This window comes from Flavobacterium sp. GQ95, assembly GCF_059758655.1.
On record NZ_JCAXEB010000012.1, the window covers coordinates 114,073 to 133,453 of the forward strand.

Annotated in this window: 24 protein-coding genes; 6 read left to right on the forward strand and 18 right to left on the reverse strand. The window is 32.1% G+C overall.

Going from position 1 to position 19,381, the window contains the following annotated elements; genetic code table 11:
* Positions 1-22 precede the first annotated feature (22 nt).
* From AC6CH4_RS20735 to AC6CH4_RS20745, 3 genes are all read right to left on the reverse strand, one after another.
* Positions 23-814: a TlpA family protein disulfide reductase gene (locus AC6CH4_RS20735; RefSeq protein WP_498106349.1), complete on the reverse strand. Its 792-nt coding sequence runs from the start codon at positions 812-814 to the stop codon at positions 23-25.
* A gap of 212 nt (positions 815-1,026) precedes the next feature.
* Complete coding sequence (locus tag AC6CH4_RS20740) at positions 1,027-2,763, reverse strand: amidohydrolase family protein (RefSeq protein WP_498106351.1); 1,737 nt, start codon at positions 2,761-2,763, stop codon at positions 1,027-1,029.
* 135 nt (positions 2,764-2,898) lie between these two features.
* Positions 2,899-3,726 (reverse strand): helix-turn-helix domain-containing protein, encoded by an 828-nt coding sequence (locus AC6CH4_RS20745; protein ID WP_498106353.1) that lies wholly within the window; start codon positions 3,724-3,726, stop codon positions 2,899-2,901.
* Between the two features lie 200 nt (positions 3,727-3,926).
* Between AC6CH4_RS20745 and AC6CH4_RS20750 the strand changes: the two genes are divergently transcribed.
* The 4 genes from AC6CH4_RS20750 to bshB1 all read left to right on the forward strand — a co-directional run bounded on the left by AC6CH4_RS20750 (position 3,927) and on the right by bshB1 (position 7,401).
* Positions 3,927-4,793 (forward strand): alpha/beta fold hydrolase, encoded by an 867-nt coding sequence (locus AC6CH4_RS20750; RefSeq protein WP_498106354.1) that lies wholly within the window; start codon positions 3,927-3,929, stop codon positions 4,791-4,793.
* Between the two features lie 246 nt (positions 4,794-5,039).
* Positions 5,040-6,023 carry a type I glyceraldehyde-3-phosphate dehydrogenase gene (locus AC6CH4_RS20755; protein WP_498106356.1) on the forward strand — a complete coding sequence of 328 codons (984 nt, stop codon included), beginning with the start codon at positions 5,040-5,042 and terminating at the stop codon, positions 6,021-6,023.
* Between the two features lie 46 nt (positions 6,024-6,069).
* On the forward strand, positions 6,070-6,684 hold the full coding sequence (locus tag AC6CH4_RS20760; protein WP_498106358.1) for a pyridoxamine 5'-phosphate oxidase family protein: 615 nt from the start codon (positions 6,070-6,072) through the stop codon (positions 6,682-6,684).
* A gap of 6 nt (positions 6,685-6,690) precedes the next feature.
* Positions 6,691-7,401: a bacillithiol biosynthesis deacetylase BshB1 gene (gene bshB1 / locus AC6CH4_RS20765; protein WP_498106360.1), complete on the forward strand. Its 711-nt coding sequence runs from the start codon at positions 6,691-6,693 to the stop codon at positions 7,399-7,401.
* Positions 7,402-7,463: 62 nt separating this feature from the next.
* Here the strand turns inward: bshB1 and AC6CH4_RS20770 are convergent, their stop codons facing one another.
* The 4 genes from AC6CH4_RS20770 to AC6CH4_RS20785 form a co-directional block, all read right to left on the reverse strand.
* A complete protein-coding gene (locus tag AC6CH4_RS20770; protein ID WP_498106362.1) occupies positions 7,464-8,201 on the reverse strand; it encodes an SDR family NAD(P)-dependent oxidoreductase in 738 nt (245 codons plus the stop codon).
* 78 nt (positions 8,202-8,279) lie between these two features.
* The gene (locus tag AC6CH4_RS20775; RefSeq protein WP_498106364.1) at positions 8,280-8,849 is read right to left on the reverse strand and encodes a Crp/Fnr family transcriptional regulator; all 570 of its coding nucleotides are present in this window, start codon (positions 8,847-8,849) and stop codon (positions 8,280-8,282) included.
* Between the two features lie 62 nt (positions 8,850-8,911).
* Positions 8,912-9,373: an SRPBCC family protein gene (locus tag AC6CH4_RS20780; protein ID WP_498106366.1), complete on the reverse strand. Its 462-nt coding sequence runs from the start codon at positions 9,371-9,373 to the stop codon at positions 8,912-8,914.
* A 16-nt stretch (positions 9,374-9,389) separates the two neighbouring features.
* Positions 9,390-9,842 carry a GNAT family N-acetyltransferase gene (locus AC6CH4_RS20785; protein ID WP_498106368.1) on the reverse strand — a complete coding sequence of 151 codons (453 nt, stop codon included), beginning with the start codon at positions 9,840-9,842 and terminating at the stop codon, positions 9,390-9,392.
* 143 nt (positions 9,843-9,985) lie between these two features.
* Between AC6CH4_RS20785 and AC6CH4_RS20790 the strand changes: the two genes are divergently transcribed.
* Positions 9,986-10,429, forward strand: a complete 444-nt coding sequence (locus AC6CH4_RS20790; RefSeq protein WP_498106370.1) for a PepSY-like domain-containing protein — start codon at positions 9,986-9,988, stop codon at positions 10,427-10,429.
* A 284-nt stretch (positions 10,430-10,713) separates the two neighbouring features.
* Positions 10,714-12,174, forward strand: coding sequence for a glycosyltransferase family 2 protein (locus AC6CH4_RS20795; protein WP_498106372.1), 1,461 nt, complete (start codon positions 10,714-10,716; stop codon positions 12,172-12,174).
* 76 nt (positions 12,175-12,250) lie between these two features.
* On the opposite strand, the gene AC6CH4_RS20800 is transcribed toward AC6CH4_RS20795, so the two are convergent.
* The 11 genes from AC6CH4_RS20800 to AC6CH4_RS20850 form a co-directional block, all read right to left on the reverse strand.
* Complete coding sequence (locus AC6CH4_RS20800; protein WP_498106374.1) at positions 12,251-12,679, reverse strand: GNAT family N-acetyltransferase; 429 nt, start codon at positions 12,677-12,679, stop codon at positions 12,251-12,253.
* 184 nt (positions 12,680-12,863) lie between these two features.
* A complete protein-coding gene (locus AC6CH4_RS20805) occupies positions 12,864-13,235 on the reverse strand; it encodes a hypothetical protein (RefSeq protein WP_498106376.1) in 372 nt (123 codons plus the stop codon).
* Between the two features lie 137 nt (positions 13,236-13,372).
* Positions 13,373-14,305 (reverse strand): transglutaminase-like domain-containing protein, encoded by a 933-nt coding sequence (locus tag AC6CH4_RS20810; RefSeq protein ID WP_498106378.1) that lies wholly within the window; start codon positions 14,303-14,305, stop codon positions 13,373-13,375.
* Positions 14,306-14,323: 18 nt separating this feature from the next.
* Positions 14,324-15,175 (reverse strand): substrate-binding domain-containing protein, encoded by an 852-nt coding sequence (locus AC6CH4_RS20815; protein ID WP_498106380.1) that lies wholly within the window; start codon positions 15,173-15,175, stop codon positions 14,324-14,326.
* Positions 15,176-15,220: 45 nt separating this feature from the next.
* Positions 15,221-15,694, reverse strand: coding sequence for a DUF4265 domain-containing protein (locus AC6CH4_RS20820; protein ID WP_498106382.1), 474 nt, complete (start codon positions 15,692-15,694; stop codon positions 15,221-15,223).
* A 28-nt stretch (positions 15,695-15,722) separates the two neighbouring features.
* On the reverse strand, positions 15,723-15,971 hold the full coding sequence (locus AC6CH4_RS20825; protein ID WP_498106384.1) for a hypothetical protein: 249 nt from the start codon (positions 15,969-15,971) through the stop codon (positions 15,723-15,725).
* A 38-nt stretch (positions 15,972-16,009) separates the two neighbouring features.
* Positions 16,010-16,402 (reverse strand): VOC family protein, encoded by a 393-nt coding sequence (locus AC6CH4_RS20830; protein ID WP_498106386.1) that lies wholly within the window; start codon positions 16,400-16,402, stop codon positions 16,010-16,012.
* Positions 16,403-16,405: 3 nt separating this feature from the next.
* On the reverse strand, positions 16,406-16,846 hold the full coding sequence (locus AC6CH4_RS20835; protein WP_498106388.1) for a DinB family protein: 441 nt from the start codon (positions 16,844-16,846) through the stop codon (positions 16,406-16,408).
* Positions 16,847-16,881: 35 nt separating this feature from the next.
* On the reverse strand, positions 16,882-17,751 hold the full coding sequence (locus tag AC6CH4_RS20840) for a nucleoside phosphorylase (RefSeq protein WP_498106390.1): 870 nt from the start codon (positions 17,749-17,751) through the stop codon (positions 16,882-16,884).
* Between the two features lie 89 nt (positions 17,752-17,840).
* A complete protein-coding gene (locus AC6CH4_RS20845; protein ID WP_056191272.1) occupies positions 17,841-18,173 on the reverse strand; it encodes a translation initiation factor in 333 nt (110 codons plus the stop codon).
* 110 nt (positions 18,174-18,283) lie between these two features.
* Positions 18,284-19,234, reverse strand: a complete 951-nt coding sequence (locus AC6CH4_RS20850; protein ID WP_056191274.1) for an isopenicillin N synthase family dioxygenase — start codon at positions 19,232-19,234, stop codon at positions 18,284-18,286.
* Between the last annotated feature and the right edge of the window lie 147 nt (positions 19,235-19,381).

The following is a 19,381-nucleotide window of genomic DNA, read 5'->3' on the forward strand; positions in this document are numbered from 1 at the left end:
ATTCTCAAAGTGGCTTGAGCTATTATTTACCCAGCAACTTTTTTATTTCAGCTGCTATGTTCTCTAAATTATCCGGAGCATTTCCTGTTGCAACAAATTTGATAACTCCATTTTGGTCTATTAAAAAGTTTTTAGGAATGGAAGCCGTTGCATAACCATTCCATATTTTTCTATCTGAATCAACGCCATAATTAAAGTCAATTCCGTCTTTTCTTAGTTTGGTAACTTTATTCAATACTTTTTCTTGTGTTTCTCCACTCGAAATCGCTAAAAATACAAAATCATCCTTTTTAAATGGCTCAATTATTTTTGATGGAATATCATAGAATTCCATTAAACAAGGCGCGCACCAGGTAGCCCAGAAATTTACTAAAACAACTTTCCCTTTTAAATCAGAAAGCTTTATTTCTTTACCATCAACCAGTTTTAAAGTAAAATCTGTTGCCTTGTCATTTACATTTAAGATATATTCTTTTGTATCAGCTTTAGCTACACTTTTATTTTCTACTGGTTGGGAACTCATTTTTTTCTCATTTTCAATTTTTTCCTGTTCTGTATAAATTCCAACTATAATTATGAATTCCTTTTCTCCAATTTTATCCCCAAATTTACTGGCTAATTCCTTTCTTTTTTCTTCTGAAACCCCTTTGGCCATTGATTTAACATAACCATCGGCACCATATTTTTCGACCTTTTCCATTGAGACAATCTCATTGTTTGCAATAATTACATATTCAGGTTTTTTGACAGCATTATTTTGCCCATAAAAGGATTGAGAAATTATTATAAGAGCCAAAAGAAGTAGTTTTTTCATGGTTCGATAGTTTTTGATACAGTTGTTTTTATTTGTGATAGTTTAGTGTTTGTGAATATAGGAATTATCACTATTAAAAAAATCTTAAAACTTTACCTGTTACAAGAATGTCCTATGAAACCACAAAAAAAACTCCATTATTTCTAATGAAGTTTTATGAATCTAATATGATTTACATTTTTCTGTTTTACATCAATGCTATCTCATTTCCATTAATCAATAAAATAAACTTTTTTAATCTTATTGTTTTCAATATGATAAATGGCAACCGCTTCTACGATTTCTTTTCCAAATTGAACACGTTCTTTATCTATAACAGTATTTCCCTGAACAATTCGACCCATTAATTCACAATGTAAATTAGGAACTTTTTCAAACATTGCTGCGTAATTTTTTCGCATTTCTGCCTTTCCTTTTTCTATTAATTTATCCGGATAATTATAAATTTCAACATCATCTGCGTACGGTTCTAAAAAAGCCTCTATATTTCTGAAATTATATGCATTTAACTGTCTTTGTACTAATGCAATTGGAGTTTCTTCAATAATTGATTCGGGATTAAAAACAACGCCTTTATTGATTACACGATATATTTTTGAAAGGTTTTCAATATTATCAACCGGATTAGCATCCAGCAAAATCAGATTGGCTTTTTTACCAACGGAGATTGTTCCAAATTCATTTTCCTTATTTAAAATTTTTGCTCCGTTAATGGTAGAAGCCTGAATGATTTTCCAATTATTCATCCCACTTTTTTGCATCGCTATAAGTTCATTTAAATAAGATGAAGCGTGCAAAGTACCAATGTTTCCCGCATCTGTTCCCGTTGCGATTAAAACTCCTGCTTCTGAAAGTTTTTTAAGATTTTCTGAAGTTATGGCATTAACTTTATTAATTCTTGCAATTTCTTTCTCTGAATCTATTCGTCTTTTGTATTTATTGACAAGCAACGTATCAGATAAATGTTTCAGGTCTAAAAGCGATCCTAATTGAAAAGGATTTGCAGCTTGTAATTCATGATTGCTCATTTGTAGTTTCTGTCCGAAAGTATTCTCGTAGCCGTTATATACGACCAAAGTAGGGCAGAGGATTGTTTTATTCTTTTTCAGCAATTGAACAAAATCATCTTTTATAATTTCATCCTCCACACTATGTACCAAATAATCACACCCATTTTCTACTGCTAGCTGTGCAGTAATTCGTTCTGTAGCATGAACAGCTACTTTTAAATTGTTTTTGTGTGCTTCTTCAATAATTGCTTTAATAATAGACAAATTTTTTCGGGCACTCGCTTCGGTTTCTAAACCATCTGCTCCGGCGATATACCAAATTTTGATAAAATCAGGATGGTAAGGCAGTTGTTCCTGAACCATTTTTATTCCATCATCAACATTTTTAACTAAACTAAAGGGTTCCTCATCCTTTAGATTTTCATAAGCTTTAGGCTCGTATGTTGTCAACAGCGGACCAGTCATATAAATGGATGGTGCAAAATCTTTATTTTTGAATGATTCTCTTTGTTTTAAATAACTGTATGATGCACCTACATCGATCACATTAGTAATACCATTTTGAAGATATCTTCTTAATTTATCTTCCATGGTCTCATGTGCCAGTTTCATTTCTTTTTCATAAGGAAATTCACTTCTTAAATTAATAACATCAGGACGCGCGTACAATCCTCCATTCTGAAAAAAATGTACATGGGCATCGGTCAATCCGGGTAACAGATATTTACCTTTTCCATCAATTACTATTGCATTCGTGGGAATTTTTATTTTACCGGATTGAATTTTAGAAATTAAATCATTAGTAATAATAACGGTTTGGTTAGAAACTAATTTTTGTTTTTCAACATCAACTATCGTTACATTGGTAATATAAGTCTGGGCGAACAGCGGAGAAAATAAAACTAGAAATACGACTGTAAAAAGGATTTTTTTTATCATAGTGACCTTAATATTGATTATTTTATCTAATTCAATACAAGTAAATTAAGCTCATATTATCCTAAATTAGACTTAGCTAATATAAGAAATATCTTTAATCTTGATAATTAATCAATTCTATGGTAAAATATAGTATCAGTTTACTTTTTCTCTGAATTGAGCTGGAGAAATTCCTTCCTTATTTTTAAAAAACCTACTGAAGCTTTGTAAATCTTCATAACCAAGGTCGTAAGCAATTTCTTTTATGGACAATTGTGTATAAGCAATTTGCTTTCTCGCATGAATCATAATACGATCATGAATAATGCTTAAAGGAGGTCTTTCAGAAAAAACAGCAAAAAGATTAGATAAGGTTTTTGGAGATTTATTCAATTTTGAAGCATAAAAGGCTACATCATGATGTTTTGCAAAATGTCCTTCAACGAGGTAATTAAATTCTCTTATAATATCCGCCTGACTATTTTCAAGTTTGACATAATTTGCTGTCGTCATCAGGCTTCTTGCACACAAAATCAGCACACGTTTTAACATTGACTGCAACATGTCAATCTGTAAATTATCTTTGGCATCCATTTCAGCTAACAAAATATCCCATGTGTTTTCCAGGCTTTTAAGATGGTTTTCCGAGATCGAAACTACTGGAATTCCCATGGCACCATAAAACAAAAGTCCTTTACTTCCGACTTCATTATCATTATTAATGATACAAAAAAAGTTCTGATTAAATCTTAACATTTTGGCACTTTCAACTTCTAAATAATCAATTTGATGAAATTCAGTTAAAAAAATAATTTCATTCTGAGCTAATTGATATTTGACTTTATCAATCGAAATATTCATTTCAGCACCTGTATTCCAAAGTAATGTCAATTCGGTGTCTTTAGCTCCAAATACCAGATTCTTATTCTCGGCATTAATTTCTGTCAACAATAAAAATTCGTGTGAAGTTCCTTTATAAACCATGATTAGATGTAGTAGTTATGAAGTGTAAATGTAATTATTATAGCTTTTAAAATGGTACTGAAATTTAAAAATAAGAATCGTACACTTTAGGAAAAATTGCCAAACCTTCGGGAATATGTGCCTATAACTGCCTTTGTAAATTGATTCAATTTTGCAATGTCAAAGAGACAAACAAAATAAAACAATTTATAAATAACAAAATGAAAACAATTTACCAAACAAGAAAAATCAACGGGGTTGAAATTTTCTACAGAGAAGCAGGAGATAAAAATAAACCAACTTTAGTGTTGTTACATGGTTATCCAAGCTCATCTCATATGTACAGAAATCTTATCAAAGATTTGTCAGATCGTTATCACTTAATTGCTCCTGATTATCCCGGATACGGACGAAGCGAGCAACCTCCAATGTCCGAATTCGAATATACTTTTGACAGTTATGCCAAAATTGTTCATACACTTCTTGAAGAGCTGGAAATCAATAAATTTAGTCTTTATTTAATGGATTACGGAGCTCCGGTAGGTTTTAGAATTGCCAGTGAAAATCCAACGAAAATTGACAGTCTTATTGTTCAAAATGGATGTGCATACGAAGATGGACTTGAGGAATTCTGGAATCCGATTAAAGCTTATTGGAAAAATATAAATGATAAGGAAGCCGAAAATACACTTGCTACTTTTCATCAGCCGGAATTGCTTAAATGGCAATATACACACGGAATTCCTGATCCAAGTGTAGTTTCGCCAGATAATTGGGAAATTGATTTAAGACATTTAGAACGCCCGGAAAACAATGATATTCAGTTAGCTATGTTTTACGATTATCAAAACAATGTTACTTTATATCCAAAATGGCAGGAATATTTTAGAACCTACAATCCGGAAATGCTGATCGTGTATGGTAAAAATGATTATATTTTTCCCGCATCGGGAGCAGAAGCTTTCAAAAAAGACATTAAAAATCTTGAATATCATCTTTTTGATGCAGGACATTTTGCATTAGAAAGTAAAGGAAGCGAGATTGCAACAATTATCGGCGATTTCCTTTCACGTAAAGTAAGCAAATAAATAAAAGAGAATTCAAATTCTGCAATCTATTCAGAATCAGATTGCAGGATTTAACAAATAATAGAGTTACTCTCTTGATTACTAAAGTTGTATATTTATAAAACTTCTCGTTAGTGCTTATAAAAAATGATAAAGTTTTTTACATCTTAAGGAAAAATAGCCAACACTTCGGGAAAAACTGTCTAACCCCAACGACAGAAATAAGTGGAACTTTGTAGTGTTTTTAGATAACTAAATTTTAATAAAATGAAAAAAATAGCAATTAATGGTTTTGGAAGAATTGGAAGATCATCACTAAAAATAATTTTGGATACACCGGATTTAGAAGTGGTAGGAATTAATGATTTAATGACAATTGAAAATGCAGTTTACTTATTAAAGTACGATAGTATTTATGGCAAATACGATCGAAAAGTAACTTTTGAAGGTGATTTTATATTGATTGATAATCATAAAATAAGATATACCGCTATAAAAGATCCCGCTGAATTACCCTGGAAAGAGTTACAAGTTGATATAGTAATAGAAAGTACAGGTTTTTTTACCAATAAAGCAGACGCTGAGAAACATTTAACCGCAGGATCTAAATTTGTTGTAATATCCGGGCCAACTAAAGATACTCCAACCGTTGTTCATGGAGTTAATACAGAAGATGGTAAAGTGGCTGTTTTTTCATGTGCAAGCTGTACCACGAATAATATAAGTCCGATCATAGAAATTCTAGGACGAAGAATTGGTATTAAAAAAGCCATTTTAAATACAACTCACGCTTATACAGCATCACAAACATTGGTTGATGCTCCGTCTAAAAGAGAACCAAGAATGGGAAGAACAGCAGGAATGAATTTAGCTCCAGCTGCGACAGGGGCCGCAATTGCAACAACAAAAGCTTTACCTCAATATCTGGGAAAATTTGACGGCGTTGCTGTGAGAGTTCCGGTTGCCGTTGGTTCTATATCTGATATTACTTTTGTGACCGAAAGACCAACCACAGTTGAAGAAATTAATTCCATCTTAATCGAAGAAGCAAAAACAGATCGCTATCATAAAGTAGTTGCCGTTACAGATGAACCTCTTGTTTCTACAGATATTATCAAAAGCCCATTTGCTGCCACTGTCGATTTAGAAATGACAAGAGTAGTTGATGGTGATTTGGTAAAAGTAATGGCCTGGTATGACAATGAATGGGGTTTTACCAACCAAATGATCAGACAGATTCAGGAATTATAAGTTTAAAATTCTCCGGAAGTAAAGTAGAAAATCTAAAGCATCAGTTATGAATTACGCACAATTAGCCTTTACAGATAACATTAAAAAGATTCAGGAAGAAGCCGGAAGCAGAAATTCTTATGACCGAATGGAAAAAATGTCGGTTGTGGATGGATTAACAGAAAATGAAATCAACTTTATTGATGACAGAGATAGTTTCTATATGGCCAGTTTTGGAGAAAATGAATATCCTTACATTCAACATCGTGGTGGACCGGCCGGATTTATTAAAGTCATTGACAACAAAACAATTGGCATTGTTGATTTTTCAGGAAACAGACAATATATTTCAACGGGAAATATTTCTAAGAATGAAAAAGTAGCACTTATTATGGTTTCCTATCCGCAAAGAGCACGATTAAAAATCTATGCAAAGGCAAAAATTGTAGAACTGAAAGACAATGAAGCATTATATAATTCTTTAAAACCCGAAGATTATAAATTCCGCCCGGAAAGAATGATGATTTTTGAAATTCAGGCTTACGATTGGAATTGCCCGCAACATATTACACCACGTTATTCAACAGAAGAAATAGAGGAAGCTTTATTACCTCAAAAAAAATACATCATTGATCTGGAAAATAAAGTAAAAGAACTTGAATTGAAATTATTAGAAAAATAAGCAAACATGAATATTGATATTTTGGCTTTTGGTGCGCATCCTGATGATGTAGAATGTGCAGTGTCGGGAATTATTTTAAGTGCAACAGCAAATGAAGGAAAAGTTGTTATTGTTGATTTGAGCAAGGGAGAACTAGGTAGTTTTGGTGATGAACATTCAAGAAAAAGCGAAGCAGATGTGGCTTCAAAAATGCTTAACCTCTTTGCAAGGGAACAATTGGATTTAAAAGATGGGAATATAGAGAATACCCACGAAAACCGTCTAAAAATAATTCATCTTATTAGAAAATACCGCCCAAAAATTGTTCTGGCAAATGCTGTTCGGGATCGTCATCCGGATCATCACAAGGCAGCCGAACTAGTTTCAGAAGCCTCTTTTTTATCCGGATTAAAGAAAATTGAAACTTTTGACGATGAAGGAAAAGTTCAGGAAAAATGGCGTCCAAAGGTTGTATACCATTATATTCAGGATCATTTTATTGAGCCAGATATTGTAGTTGATATCAGCGATTTTTTTGATCAGAAAATAGAAGTAATTAAAGCTTATGATTCTCAGTTTGTTACTGCCAATGACAATAAAGCAAATGGCATAATGAATTTGTTAAAGCAAATTGAAAGCACGAATCAAATTTTTGGCAGGGCAATTAATGTAAAATATGCAGAAGGACTAACAAGTGAGCGTTATGTGGGAACTCGCAATTTGCTGGATTTATTATAATAGAACAAACTCCACTCGCCGAGGCGAATGGAGTTTTATTCAAATAAATCAAAATCAGTTTTTTACCAGGGACTAATTCCGCTTTCATCTTCAATATCATTACTATAAAACATCCCCGTTGGCGCATCATCAGCTGTCACGGTATGTTTAATAATAAAAGAGGCAGCGCTTTCAACTGTTCCGGGTCCACTGTGGTGATTAAAATCTGTTGCAGTATATCCTGGATCAATTGCATTTACTTTGAATGATAAATCCTTGAGTTCATAAGCCAATGTAATGGTATAGGCGTTTAAAGCAGCTTTTGAAGTCACATAACTAGCGGCTTTAAAGTTGTAATATTTCCAGCTTGGATCGCTATGCAAAGTCAAAGATCCTAAACCAGATGTAATATTGCTTATTCGTGGGCTATCTGATTTTTTAAGCAATTCTAAAAATGCTTGTGTAACACTAATAACACCAAAAAAATTGGTGTCAAATACATACTGAATATCTGCAATTGATGCATTTGACGCATTCTGAGGAAATTCGCCACTGATACCGGCATTGTTTATCAGTATATCTAATTTTCCCTGTTCTTTTTCTACAGCATTCTTTGCTAATAAAATCGATTCTTGTTTTGTGACATCAATTTCAATGGCTTTAATATTCTGAAAACCATTATCATTCAGTTCTTTTACAACTTCATTGCCTTTTTCAAGGTTTCGGCTTCCCAAATAAACAAACAAACCTTTTTTTGAAAGTTGTTTTGCAATTTCTAATCCAATACTTCTATTAGCTCCTGTAATTAATACTATCTTCATTTTTATTTTTTTTTAAATTATTGAAGCAAAGCTCCTTTATTAAAAAATGAAATCATTTGTCAAATGACAAAAAGCGATTTAGTGGATATTTTTTCTGATTCTACTCAACGAAGATTGTGTAATTCCTAAATAAGAAGCGACATAAGAAAGCGGAATGCGATTGACCGCATTAGGATAGTTTTTTAGAAACATCAAATATTTTGTTGAAGCATCTTCTGAAACCAGGTGACTTATTCTTTCTATTTTTTTTCTCATTGCCCTCGACATAATTTTATTTACAATGCCCACCCACGGAATAATGATTTCCAAAAGTTCTTTCCAGTCTTTTTTAGAAAAAACAAGCATTTTGCAGTTTGTAATTGCCTGCAAATAGGCATTTGAACAAATATCATTGTCAAAACTTTCCCAATCAACTACCATATTATTTTCATCTATAAAATATTTGGTAATTTCTTCTCCTCTGTTGTTGTAGTAACAAACTCTTATTATTCCTTCTAAAACAAACCCAACTTCCTGCCCAATTTTCCCTGCCTCAGAAAAATATTCGTCTTTTAGAAGGATTTTTTCCGTTGCCTTTTTTGAAATTAAATCAAGTTGCTGCTGATTTAAGTTGCCAAATTGCAATATATATTCTATAAATTCTTTCATACTGCAAGTTAGGTAAAGTTATTTTCTGATGATTTGCCATATGGCAAAAGATGAAGCATAATTTATAATGCCATTTTACTCAACTCATCCTCAAGACGATCAAAATTCTCTTCATTTTTATCTACAACATATGGTCTCAGTTTGGCGCATTCTTCAGCAGTTTCAAAAACCATTCTGAAAACGACTTTTGTTTCATCATCAGATACTTTTTCAAATGTTGCTACTATGTTGAATAAAGGTTTAGAAATGCGAATCCAGGCAATTTCAGTAGGCTTTTCAATCTTTACAAATTCGCATTCATTCTGAAAATTTCCTTGCTCAGGAGCGTGCATTACAAATTTCCATCTGCCGCCGGGCCTAAGATCAAATTCTTCAAATGTATTGGTAAAGCCTTTTGGTCCCCACCAGTTTTTTAAATGATTTGGATCTGTCCAGGCTTTAAAAACAAGTTCCTGAGAAAAGTTTACAATTCTCAAACTAACAATTTCGCAATCAGGGCTTGTAGGGAAAATTACTGTTGCCATTTGTATATTTATTAAATTATATAATAGTTAACTCCATTATCGGCATATATCTGTCCTTAATAGAAGTTTCAATTTCTCCCACTTTTATGAAACCCAATTTAGAATAGAACGGTTCTGCGTTAGGTTCTGAATTAAGGGTTACGGTTTTTACGTGTGTTTTATCGATGTTCAATAAAAAGTGTTTCATTAACAAGCGACCTAATCCCTTCCCAATATATTCCGGAAGAACAAATAAATTATCCAGTTTTATAGTCTTCTCATCTTGATAAAAAAAGGAATAATAGCCAACAATCTGATATTCAATAGATAATTTATAAACCGGATTTGCATCTATATAACTCGGAGTGACTGTTAGAAACTTGGACCAAATTTCAATTTGTTCTTCTGAATATCCCCAAAATGCTTTTGATTTTTTTGTGACTTGGGTCAAAATCTGATGATCGGTATTAATCGCTTTTTCTATTGTCATTTCTTTTATAAAACTAAAAAATTGAACACTAAAAATAAATAAAAAAGTTGTTGCTAAAAAATTAAAGCTTTCTTAAATTGGTTTGAATGCATGTTTAGTTATTGTAAATTAGCTACATACGATAATTTAAAATGTAAAAAACCATGAAAAATAGAATCCTAACAGTCGTTTTATTACTAGGTTTTGTAATATCGGCGAAAGCACAGAAAAAAATTGAAACTACCGAATTGCCTAAACCAGCACAAGAATTTCTTCAAAAATACTTTAGCAATACCACAGTTGATATTGCTAAAAAAGATGCTGAACACGGTGAAAAAGGGTATGAGGTAAAACTAAAAGATGGAACCGAAGTTGAATTCTGGAAAGACGGTTCGTATCGTGAAGTCGATGGCGATGATAAGCCAATTCCAACCGGATTTATTCCTGCGTCTGTCAAAGATTATGTGGCAAAAAACTATCCAAATGAAAAAATAACGCATATTGACTATGGTCACAAAGATCTCGACGTTGATTTAACAAATGACATTGACCTTGAATTTACTAAAGAAGGTAAAATTTTAAAAGATAAAAATAAAGACGTCAAGTAATTTTCTAAAAAGAGAAGCCTCCAAAATCAATGAATTTGGAGGCTTTTTTTTTTGAGTTTTTAGTATAAACTTTTCACAAGTGTATAATCTTTATACACCGCAATTTTAGCTTAAATTTCCTAATCAACTCATTGTCAATTTAAAATGATAATGGCATAAGGCTTGTAAAATGGGATATAGTCATATTTCTTCAAATAAATATTTTTATCATTTTTTGACATTAATTAATTATTCAAAAGGAATGCCAATTTAATAAAAGCCATTAAGAAACAGCAATTGCCATTATGAAAAGCGAAACAATTATTCAGGAACAATTTTACACTTCAAGCAATATTAGCAACAGAAATGAACTCCAAATTAGCAGTTCTATTTTCAATATTAATAATCAATCTTCAAATAAAGATTTAAAGAAAAACGTAAATTCATTAAGTTTTATTGTACTTATTGGCACCTTTGCATTAATGCTTGCCGGGTCTTTTTTAGTCTATAAATTACAATCAGACTTTGATCAGTTTCACATCGACAGAATAAATTCCGCATGGGGTCTGCCATTTTTAATTTTAACTGCAGCATTATTCTTTTTTCAAACAGGATCATTTCTATATAATTTATACCTGTATTTTAAATACAAACCGATTGAATCAGTTTCAGATGAATTATTACCAACATGTACTGTAATTGTACCAGCATATAACGAAGGAAAATTGGTTTGGGAAACTTTACTAAGTCTTGCTAACAGTGATTTTCCCGAGCAAAAATTACAAATTCTTGCAATTGATGATGGAAGTAAAGATGATACCTGGTACTGGATGCAACAGGCAAAACTTAAATTAGGAGATCGTTTATCAATTTACCAACAGCCAGAAAACAAAGGAAAACGCCACGCTTTACACCGTGGATTTGAACTTGGTACAGGAGAAATTTTCGTAACCGTTGACAGTGATTCAATTGTAAAGAAAGATACTTTGCGAAATCTTGTAAGTCCGTTTGTTGTTGATGAAAAATGTGGCGCCGTTGCCGGAAATGTTCACGTTTTGAACAATAAAAAAGCTTTATTACCTAAAATGCTAAATGTGAGTTTTGTAATGAGTTTTGAATTCATGCGTTCTGCCGAAAGTATGTTAGGTTCTGTTCTTTGTACTCCTGGTGCGGCAGCAGCGTATCGTCGTGATGCAGTATTTAATTGTCTTCCAGAATGGATTGACCAAACTTTTATGGGACAGCCATCAGACATTGGAGAAGACCGTGCTATGACCAATATGATTTTGAAACAAGGATTCCATGTTTTGTTCCAAAGAAACGCAGTGGTTCTTACGAATGTTCCGGAAGAATATGTTGGCTTGTATAAAATGTTTATCAGATGGGGCAGAAGCAATGTGCGCGAAAATATCATGATGGCACAATATGTTTTTAAAAATTTTAGAAAGGAGTCTAAATTTGGCGCCCGACTTCTATTTTTAAATCAATCATTAAAGATTGTTATGGCTTATCCATTCTTATTATTTATGTTGTTTTTTATAGCGATACATCCAATATTATTTTTTAGCTCTACACTTTTAAGCATTTTAATTGTATCGAGTTTCTCTGTATTGTTTTATGCAAAAAGATACAGTTTATCTGAAGCTTTCTGGGCATATTCATACAGTATTTTTTATACTTTTAGTTTATTCTGGATTACGCCATATGCTATTGCAACAGCAAACAAAAGAGGCTGGTTAACTAGAGGTTTATCTGAAGTAAAATAAATTTTTTTTATATATCAAAACGCCGCAAAATAGATAATTTTGCGGCGTTTTATTTTATAGATTTAATGTCTTGAAATTATGTTTTATGAAGGGCAAAAGAAATATATTCACCATGATGTGAAATGCCTTTGCCTTTGGCAACAAAACCTCTTTTTTTATAAAATTCAATAGCGCTGATATTCTTTTCCAAACATTTTAATGTAATTGGAGTTTTCATTATCTGAATAGCTTCTTCCAGTAGTCTTGTTCCAATTTTATGCTGCTGAAATTCATCATCAATATAAAAATGATGGATAAAATTTCCCGGAAGCCATAACGAAATAAATCCGACAACTTTATTTTTAAACATGGCAACCAGAACAAATTCACCCTGTGTTTCATGATCAAAATCTGTAAGATTATAATGTTGAGTATCCAGCCAATAAAAGGTCTTTTGGCGGACTTCCAGAAATATTCTTTGTAAATCAGTTATGTGATTTTTATTTTTTTCAACGATTTGAAGCATCTTTTTCATTTAAACTCATACGACTCAAATTTACAATAAAATAGAGCTTGCTGCGGTTTTAAGTTTACAAAATGCTTAGTTCATAATATAAAAAAGCTCCTAAAAACTGAGATAATTAGGAGCTGCTTATATTTTATGGTATGTTATTCTTTGATTTTAAATTGCTGTAAAATGAATTTTGTACTTAAATTTTCTTAAGTGTAATTTTTACTTCTTTTAATTTTAATATCAGCTCATCATCTGTTATAGTGCTTTCGCTTGGAAACGGTGTACCAGTTTCGTCTTTAATAACTAAACTTTTTCCTCCTTTTGTCAAGGCATAAGTACCATTTGTAATTGGCTGCAGTAAGAATCCCGTTACATGCCCATCTTTTGTAAAAGTTAGGTTTCCAGATGTTAAAATAACATGTTTTGCTGAATCCGAAAGCACTATTTTATTAGTTTCAACAGCTGTTATTTTCCAAGAATTTACCAATTTATTTCTTTTACTATGGCATGAAATCATTAATAATGTCAACAATGCTATTCCGAGGATAAATAATTTAGATTTTTTCATGGTTTTGAGATTAAAAATTAAACATGAAAAGTTACAAAAAAAATATATTCGTTTTATATTTTTCTAGGAAAATATCTAATAATTAGTGTCTTACGATTAAAAATAATTATTTTTGGTTTTCTTTTAAAGAGCAAAACCTAGTTCAGCGTAAGAGCTCCCAGAATCTCTTCATATAAAAATGGCCCACCAGGATAAGTCGCCGTATAATCAAGATTCATCCAGACCTGACCACGGTCGTCAATATGGTAATGAATTCTTTTACCATAACTTTCTTTTACAAAAAGTACGTTTTTTATAAGATAATTGACTTTTTCCAGATCAATTAAGGAACCAATGAGAATTTCAGGATAAATATGCCCTTTTGTATGAATAAGTCTTGGAGTACCGCCAATAGAACGTATTGCAGCAGCCATTAAAATAGAATGATCATCGCAATCTCCTGAAAAATAAGCCAATGATTCACTGGCAGTAGCTATGTAATCACCTTCCTTTGGATCATTTACATAATTCCAACGACTATTGATCTCTTTAAAGACAGCAAAACACTGAATTATAGTTCTGTAATCTGAATACCCTTTAACGCCTTTAAAATGCTTTGTTGTGGCCATAATTGCAAAATTGCGAACCTTCGGATTTTGATATTCTATGGCATTTATAATTTTTGATTTATTGGGAAACGGAAGCAGTTTTGCCGCAATGATATCTTGTGGAAAAGGATTATCAGACATCGTGTAAATCATCGAATTATAATCTTCAGAAATTTCATTGAAACCATAATTCCCGATCACGCTTCCGTAAAACAAAATCAATAAATACAACGCAATACAAAGAATAATGATCGTTCGAAGCAACATCAAAAAAAAGAAAATAGCTGCAAAAACCAATATAAAAATAAAAACACGATCTAAATTGAAAGGCCATTTCAGATCGATTAAATTTTGATGTAGAATGATGAATACCGGAATGGTAATTAAAAGACTCAGCAGCATAATAATAATCCTATCCCAAGGTGATTTCACCTGTAATTTGGATTTTAATTGCGGGAAGTCGATTTTAGGGAATTTCATCATAAGAATCAAAAGCAGTTTTTACAGCGCTTTTACCGTTTCAACAAAAGTACTTTTTTTATCAATAATTCCCAGATCAAATAATTGATTTTGAATTTTATCGAATGCTTTTTCACTTAAATGTTTTTGAGACCACTGCGTTAGCTTTAGCCATTCCTGAATATCTTCTATTTTTTGATTGAAAAGATCTGCTAAAGTTTTATCAATATCCGGAATCTGTGTAAAATCATGAGTTGTTTTGTTGATGATTTCAAGGATTTTCTCCACGACTTTCGGATTTTTTTTCAAAAATTCATCGCGAACGGTAATCACAAAAGAAGGCCATGGAGTAGGGCAGTCGCCTACACGTCTAAAAATACCCTTATCAACAAGTGGTTTCGTCATAAAACGTTCCCACATAAAATAATCAGCCGTTCCGTTGGTCAAAGCTTCAACTGCACCGTCAATGGTATTTATAATTTCAAATTTCAAATTATCAGTTTCCCAGCCTTGTTCATGTGCGTTTACATATGCCATCAATTCCGAACCTGAACCTAATCTGGAAATGGCTACTTTTTTATTTTCAAGGTCTTTAACCGTATTAAAATCTGATTTTGCAGCAACGTGAATTCCCCAAATTAAAGGAGATTGCACATAAATCTGAACAATTTTACTTGGGTTTCCGGCAACAATATCTTTTACAATTCCTTCTGTCAAAATAACGGCAATATCAGCTTCACCATCACGTAACATCTGGCACATTCTGCCGGTACCTTCAGGAATATTTTTCCATTGTAAATCAATATTTTCTGCTTCGAATTCACCATTTTCAATGCATAGATGCCATGGCAAATTGAAGTGCTCAGGAACACCAACAATTTTTACAGTTTTCATTAGTTTAAGTTTAAGTTAAGTTTGGTATGCGTATTTTAAGTTTGTTTAGTTTTTTAATAAATCCGCTCTGTGTTTTTCAGAAAGACAAGGCTCTGCAAAATCTATTACCGAAAGTTCTACATACTCATTTAAGATGCTTTTTACGATAGAATAATCCACTTCCCGAGTAATTTCAACAGCAAAAAGAGTCTCGTTCATACCTTCGGATTCGCAATTAACTTCTTTCAGTTTCTCTCTAATAATTGCTGTGTCAAAACCTTTTTCTAAAATTACAACCTGAACGATTGAGTTTCCGGAAATTTCAATAGTTTCTCTATAAATTAGTTTTTGTTCCTCTTCATCAAATTCTGCAAAGAAAATGTCGTCTGTTGCAATTAAAGGTCCAAAAAACGGAATATTATCTAATTTAAAATATCCTTTTTCTAAATCGATAATTTCTGCCCACATGGTTTCTACAACCATATCTTCTAATAAATCACTATAGTATCTAAATAGGATTTTTTTATGCGTTTCTGCCATTATTTTATTTTGTAATTATTTCGAAGTTTTAACCTTCGATCTTTTTAATCAAAAAAATGAAACTAATAAATATGATTATACCTGTTAGGAAGTTCTTCTGAGCAGTTGTAAAACCATTTTTATCCACAGTATTGTCTTTTTGATCCATATAATATTCTAAATTTTTAGAGTATTTCTCTTCAAATGAAACATTCAGTAATTGGAAAAAACTCCATCTGAACAATCCTCCGATTCCTAAAAAAAATGAACCCAACACGTGTTGCAATAAATGCCCCATAATTTTTTTATTATCTAATTTTCAAATTGGCTAATTATCTAATTAATCTCATCAATAATTGCTTTTAAAGGTGATATAACAATTCGATAACCATCAGGATCCTGAAACATTTTTCCGTTTTCATTCCAAAACGGATTAATTGCAGTTATTATTGAAATATTGTTACGCATAAGCTTATTTTCCAATTCATTATAATCTAAAATTGTCTTCGGATAAAGCACAATTGCATCTTCTTCATCAAAAGTATGTTTCGCTTTTGAATCCGACTGTGTAAATTCAAAATGCCAGTCCAAACCCGATTTTCCAATAAAAACGCCATCGTAATTATTGTGATTTTGAAAACCACCTAATCGTTCAAAACCGAGAATATTGACATAAAAATCTTCTATTCTCTCTAAATCATTTGTGTGTCGGGCGACTCTTAAAAACATAATCTATGATCTAATTTGATTAATATGATGTTCTAAATGTTCTACGTAATCTGTCATCAGAAATCTTAAATCAATAACAGAATCATCACTTAAAATAATTTTATAATCTAAAGCTTCTTCTTCAACAGACTTCATAATTCTAACAATTTGTCTGTTCAATGAAAGCCACAATTGTGTCAATTCATTAATCTCTTTTGTCTGATACTGATTTAAATTTACTAAATCAATCTGATTGTAAGGCCTGTGACGATACGGTTTTTCTACATAATTAATTTCTGTAAAACGAACTAAATTGTGAATAGCAGAATCGATTAAATGCCCCAAAATTTCTTTTTTAGACCATTTTCCATGCTTTCTTTCTTCTAATATAACAGGATTAATTGTTAAGAAGTAATTTGAATTTTCATTCAACAACTGCTCAAATCTAAGAATAGAATCTTTCATGAATTATCTAATTTTCTAATGGACAAATTATCTAATTATTTCCCAGCCAGTTTATTCAGCGTATAAGCAATAAGCTCATCAACTGCTTTATATGGATCTTCACTAAAAGTTCCTGAAGCACGATTGGCAATAATAGCATTTAAAGATAGTGCATTATGACCTAAAAGTGCCGAAAGTCCATAAATAGCTGCTGTCTCCATTTCTAAATTGGTGATTCGATTATCATCAAAATCGAAATTATCCATTTTATTGTTTAATTCCTCATCCTGAATACCTAAACGCAATACACGCCCTTGCGGACCGTAAAATCCTCCGGCAGTTGCTGTAATTCCTTTAAAAATTTTATCTGATTCTATAATTTTTTCTAATGTTTCAGAACACGGAATCGCGTAAGGTCTTCCTTTTCGGATATCCCAATTGGTATGCATTATAAAAGCATCTTCCAATGCGTCTTGTGAAACATCATCAATCAAATAGGAGCGGAGCATATTGTCTAATCCCAATCCGAATTTTGACATTACAAAACTATCCACAGGAATATCAGCGTGCAAAGAACCTGAAGTTCCAATTCTAATGATATTCAGGGAAGTTAAATTTTCTTTTGGCTGACGTGTTTCTAAATCAATGTTTACCAACGCATCCAATTCATTCAAAACAATGTCAATATTGTCCGGTCCAATTCCGGTAGACATTACAGAAATTCTTTTCCCTTTATAAGTTCCGGTTTGAGTTTTAAATTCTCTTTTTTGTGTTGAATATTCGATGGTATCAAAAAACTGAGTGATTTTTTCAACTCGATTCTGATCTCCCACAAAAATTATATCGTTTGCAATATGTTCAGGACGAAGGTTTAAGTGGTAAACACTTCCGTCTGGATTTAGTATTAATTCTGATTGTTTTATCATTTTTTTTGAGGTTCTGAGGTTCTGAGTGGCTAAGGTTCTAAGGTTTTCTAACTTCACGGACAACTTGAAACTTGAAACCAGATAAACTTTTATCCTCCAACACGTTTTGTTTTAAATCCTTTTTCTTTTAAAATCGCCATGATTTTGTCACGATAATCGCCCTGAATGATGATTGAATCATCTTTAAAAGTTCCGCCAACGCTTAGTTTGGTTTTAATTTCCTTGGCCAGAATTTTAAAATCTTCATCAGATCCTTCATAGCCTTCGATTATGGTGGTTGCTTTTCCTTTTCGCTTTTCAAATTTGCAGATCATAGGCTCTTTTTGAACGTAAAGAACATGTTCTTGTTCCTGAATTTCCTCAGGTTCATTTGATTCAACGTGATCGGGAAATAAATTTTTTAATTGATCTTGTAAGTCCATAAATTTTTTATTCTAAAAAATAAGCTCCAATAAATATAGTTCATAAAAATCAAATTCCAAACTCCAAGTTGAATTGGAATTTGGAATTTTAATATTGGGATTTAATAAGTTTATTTTTTAATTAAACCTAAATCTACTAAACGTTCGTATAAATAATCTCCTGCTGTGATGTCTTCAAATTTCTTAGGATTTTCAGCATCGATGCAGTTTTCTAAACAATCTAAGCGCATATCACTTACAGGGTGCATGAAAAATGGTACAGAAAAACGAGATGTTCCCCATAATTCTCTTGGCGGATTTACAACCTGGTGAATCGTTGATTTTAATTTGTTATTGGTATGTCTTGACAACATATCTCCAACATTAATCACTAATTCATCATCTGCTGCGATTGCGTCAATCCATTCTCCATCATGATTTTGAACCTGAAGTCCTTTTCCCTGAGCCCCCATTAAAAGTGTAATCAGGTTGATATCACCGTGAGCCGCTGCACGAATGGCATTTTCTGGCTCAGAAGTAATTGGCGGATAATGAATTGGTCTTAAAATTGAGTTTCCTTCTTTAGCATATTGATCAAAATAAAACTCATCTAAACCTAAATGCAAAGCCAAAGCTCTCAACACATAAACGCCTGTTTTTTCAAGCATTTGATACGCTTCTTTACCAACAATATTAAAACGTGGTAATTCTTTAACTTCAACATTTTCAGGATATTCTGAAGCATATTTTGAATCTTTGTCAACATATTGACCAAAATGCCAAAATTCTTTCAAATCTCCCTCCTTGCGTCCTTTAGCATGCTCTTTTCCAAAAGATACATAACCTCTTTGTCCGCCAATGCCGGGAATTTCATAATTATGCTTAGTTTCTACTGGCAAAGCGAAAAATTTTCTAATTTCGCTATAAAGCTCGTTTACTAACTGGTCGTCTAAAAAATGACCTTTTAGGGCTACGAAGCCAATGTTTTCAAATGCACTGCCGATTTCATTTACAAATTTTTGTTTACGTTTCGGGTCGTCCGAAAGGAAATCACGTAAGTCTACACTAGGAATGTTTTGCATACTTTACATTTTTTATTTTAAGATGAAAGGTGTCGAAAAACCTTTCAATAACAAAGGTAGAGAATATTTTAGAATTGAATTTTAAAAGTTATAATAAAATTAAAAATATATAACAAAAATGAATAAAATTGTTATATTTTTCTATAT

Excerpts from the sequence above, each read along its gene's own strand:
- AC6CH4_RS20840 (WP_498106390.1), bottom strand. The coding sequence starts at position 17,751 with ATGATAAAACAATCAGAATTAATACTAAATCCAGACGGAAGTGTTTAC.
- bshB1 (WP_498106360.1), top strand. The coding sequence starts at position 6,691 with ATGAATATTGATATTTTGGCTTTTGGTGCGCATCCTGATGATGTAGAA.
- AC6CH4_RS20790 (WP_498106370.1), top strand. The coding sequence starts at position 9,986 with ATGAAAAATAGAATCCTAACAGTCGTTTTATTACTAGGTTTTGTAATA.
- AC6CH4_RS20735 (WP_498106349.1), bottom strand. The coding sequence starts at position 814 with ATGAAAAAACTACTTCTTTTGGCTCTTATAATAATTTCTCAATCCTTT.
- AC6CH4_RS20830 (WP_498106386.1), bottom strand. The coding sequence starts at position 16,402 with ATGTTTTTAAGAGTCGCCCGACACACAAATGATTTAGAGAGAATAGAA.
- AC6CH4_RS20745 (WP_498106353.1), bottom strand. The coding sequence starts at position 3,726 with ATGGTTTATAAAGGAACTTCACACGAATTTTTATTGTTGACAGAAATT.
- AC6CH4_RS20835 (WP_498106388.1), bottom strand. The coding sequence starts at position 16,846 with ATGAAAGATTCTATTCTTAGATTTGAGCAGTTGTTGAATGAAAATTCA.
- AC6CH4_RS20845 (WP_056191272.1), bottom strand. The coding sequence starts at position 18,173 with ATGGACTTACAAGATCAATTAAAAAATTTATTTCCCGATCACGTTGAA.
- AC6CH4_RS20760 (WP_498106358.1), top strand. The coding sequence starts at position 6,070 with ATGAATTACGCACAATTAGCCTTTACAGATAACATTAAAAAGATTCAG.
- AC6CH4_RS20805 (WP_498106376.1), bottom strand. The coding sequence starts at position 13,235 with ATGAAAAAATCTAAATTATTTATCCTCGGAATAGCATTGTTGACATTA.
- AC6CH4_RS20810 (WP_498106378.1), bottom strand. The coding sequence starts at position 14,305 with ATGATGAAATTCCCTAAAATCGACTTCCCGCAATTAAAATCCAAATTA.
- AC6CH4_RS20775 (WP_498106364.1), bottom strand. The coding sequence starts at position 8,849 with ATGAAAGAATTTATAGAATATATATTGCAATTTGGCAACTTAAATCAG.
- AC6CH4_RS20815 (WP_498106380.1), bottom strand. The coding sequence starts at position 15,175 with ATGAAAACTGTAAAAATTGTTGGTGTTCCTGAGCACTTCAATTTGCCA.
- AC6CH4_RS20795 (WP_498106372.1), top strand. The coding sequence starts at position 10,714 with ATGAAAAGCGAAACAATTATTCAGGAACAATTTTACACTTCAAGCAAT.
- AC6CH4_RS20740 (WP_498106351.1), bottom strand. The coding sequence starts at position 2,763 with ATGATAAAAAAAATCCTTTTTACAGTCGTATTTCTAGTTTTATTTTCT.
- AC6CH4_RS20770 (WP_498106362.1), bottom strand. The coding sequence starts at position 8,201 with ATGAAGATAGTATTAATTACAGGAGCTAATAGAAGTATTGGATTAGAA.
- AC6CH4_RS20755 (WP_498106356.1), top strand. The coding sequence starts at position 5,040 with ATGAAAAAAATAGCAATTAATGGTTTTGGAAGAATTGGAAGATCATCA.
- AC6CH4_RS20820 (WP_498106382.1), bottom strand. The coding sequence starts at position 15,694 with ATGGCAGAAACGCATAAAAAAATCCTATTTAGATACTATAGTGATTTA.
- AC6CH4_RS20785 (WP_498106368.1), bottom strand. The coding sequence starts at position 9,842 with ATGACAATAGAAAAAGCGATTAATACCGATCATCAGATTTTGACCCAA.
- AC6CH4_RS20780 (WP_498106366.1), bottom strand. The coding sequence starts at position 9,373 with ATGGCAACAGTAATTTTCCCTACAAGCCCTGATTGCGAAATTGTTAGT.
- AC6CH4_RS20825 (WP_498106384.1), bottom strand. The coding sequence starts at position 15,971 with ATGGGGCATTTATTGCAACACGTGTTGGGTTCATTTTTTTTAGGAATC.
- AC6CH4_RS20750 (WP_498106354.1), top strand. The coding sequence starts at position 3,927 with ATGAAAACAATTTACCAAACAAGAAAAATCAACGGGGTTGAAATTTTC.
- AC6CH4_RS20800 (WP_498106374.1), bottom strand. The coding sequence starts at position 12,679 with ATGCTTCAAATCGTTGAAAAAAATAAAAATCACATAACTGATTTACAA.
- AC6CH4_RS20850 (WP_056191274.1), bottom strand. The coding sequence starts at position 19,234 with ATGCAAAACATTCCTAGTGTAGACTTACGTGATTTCCTTTCGGACGAC.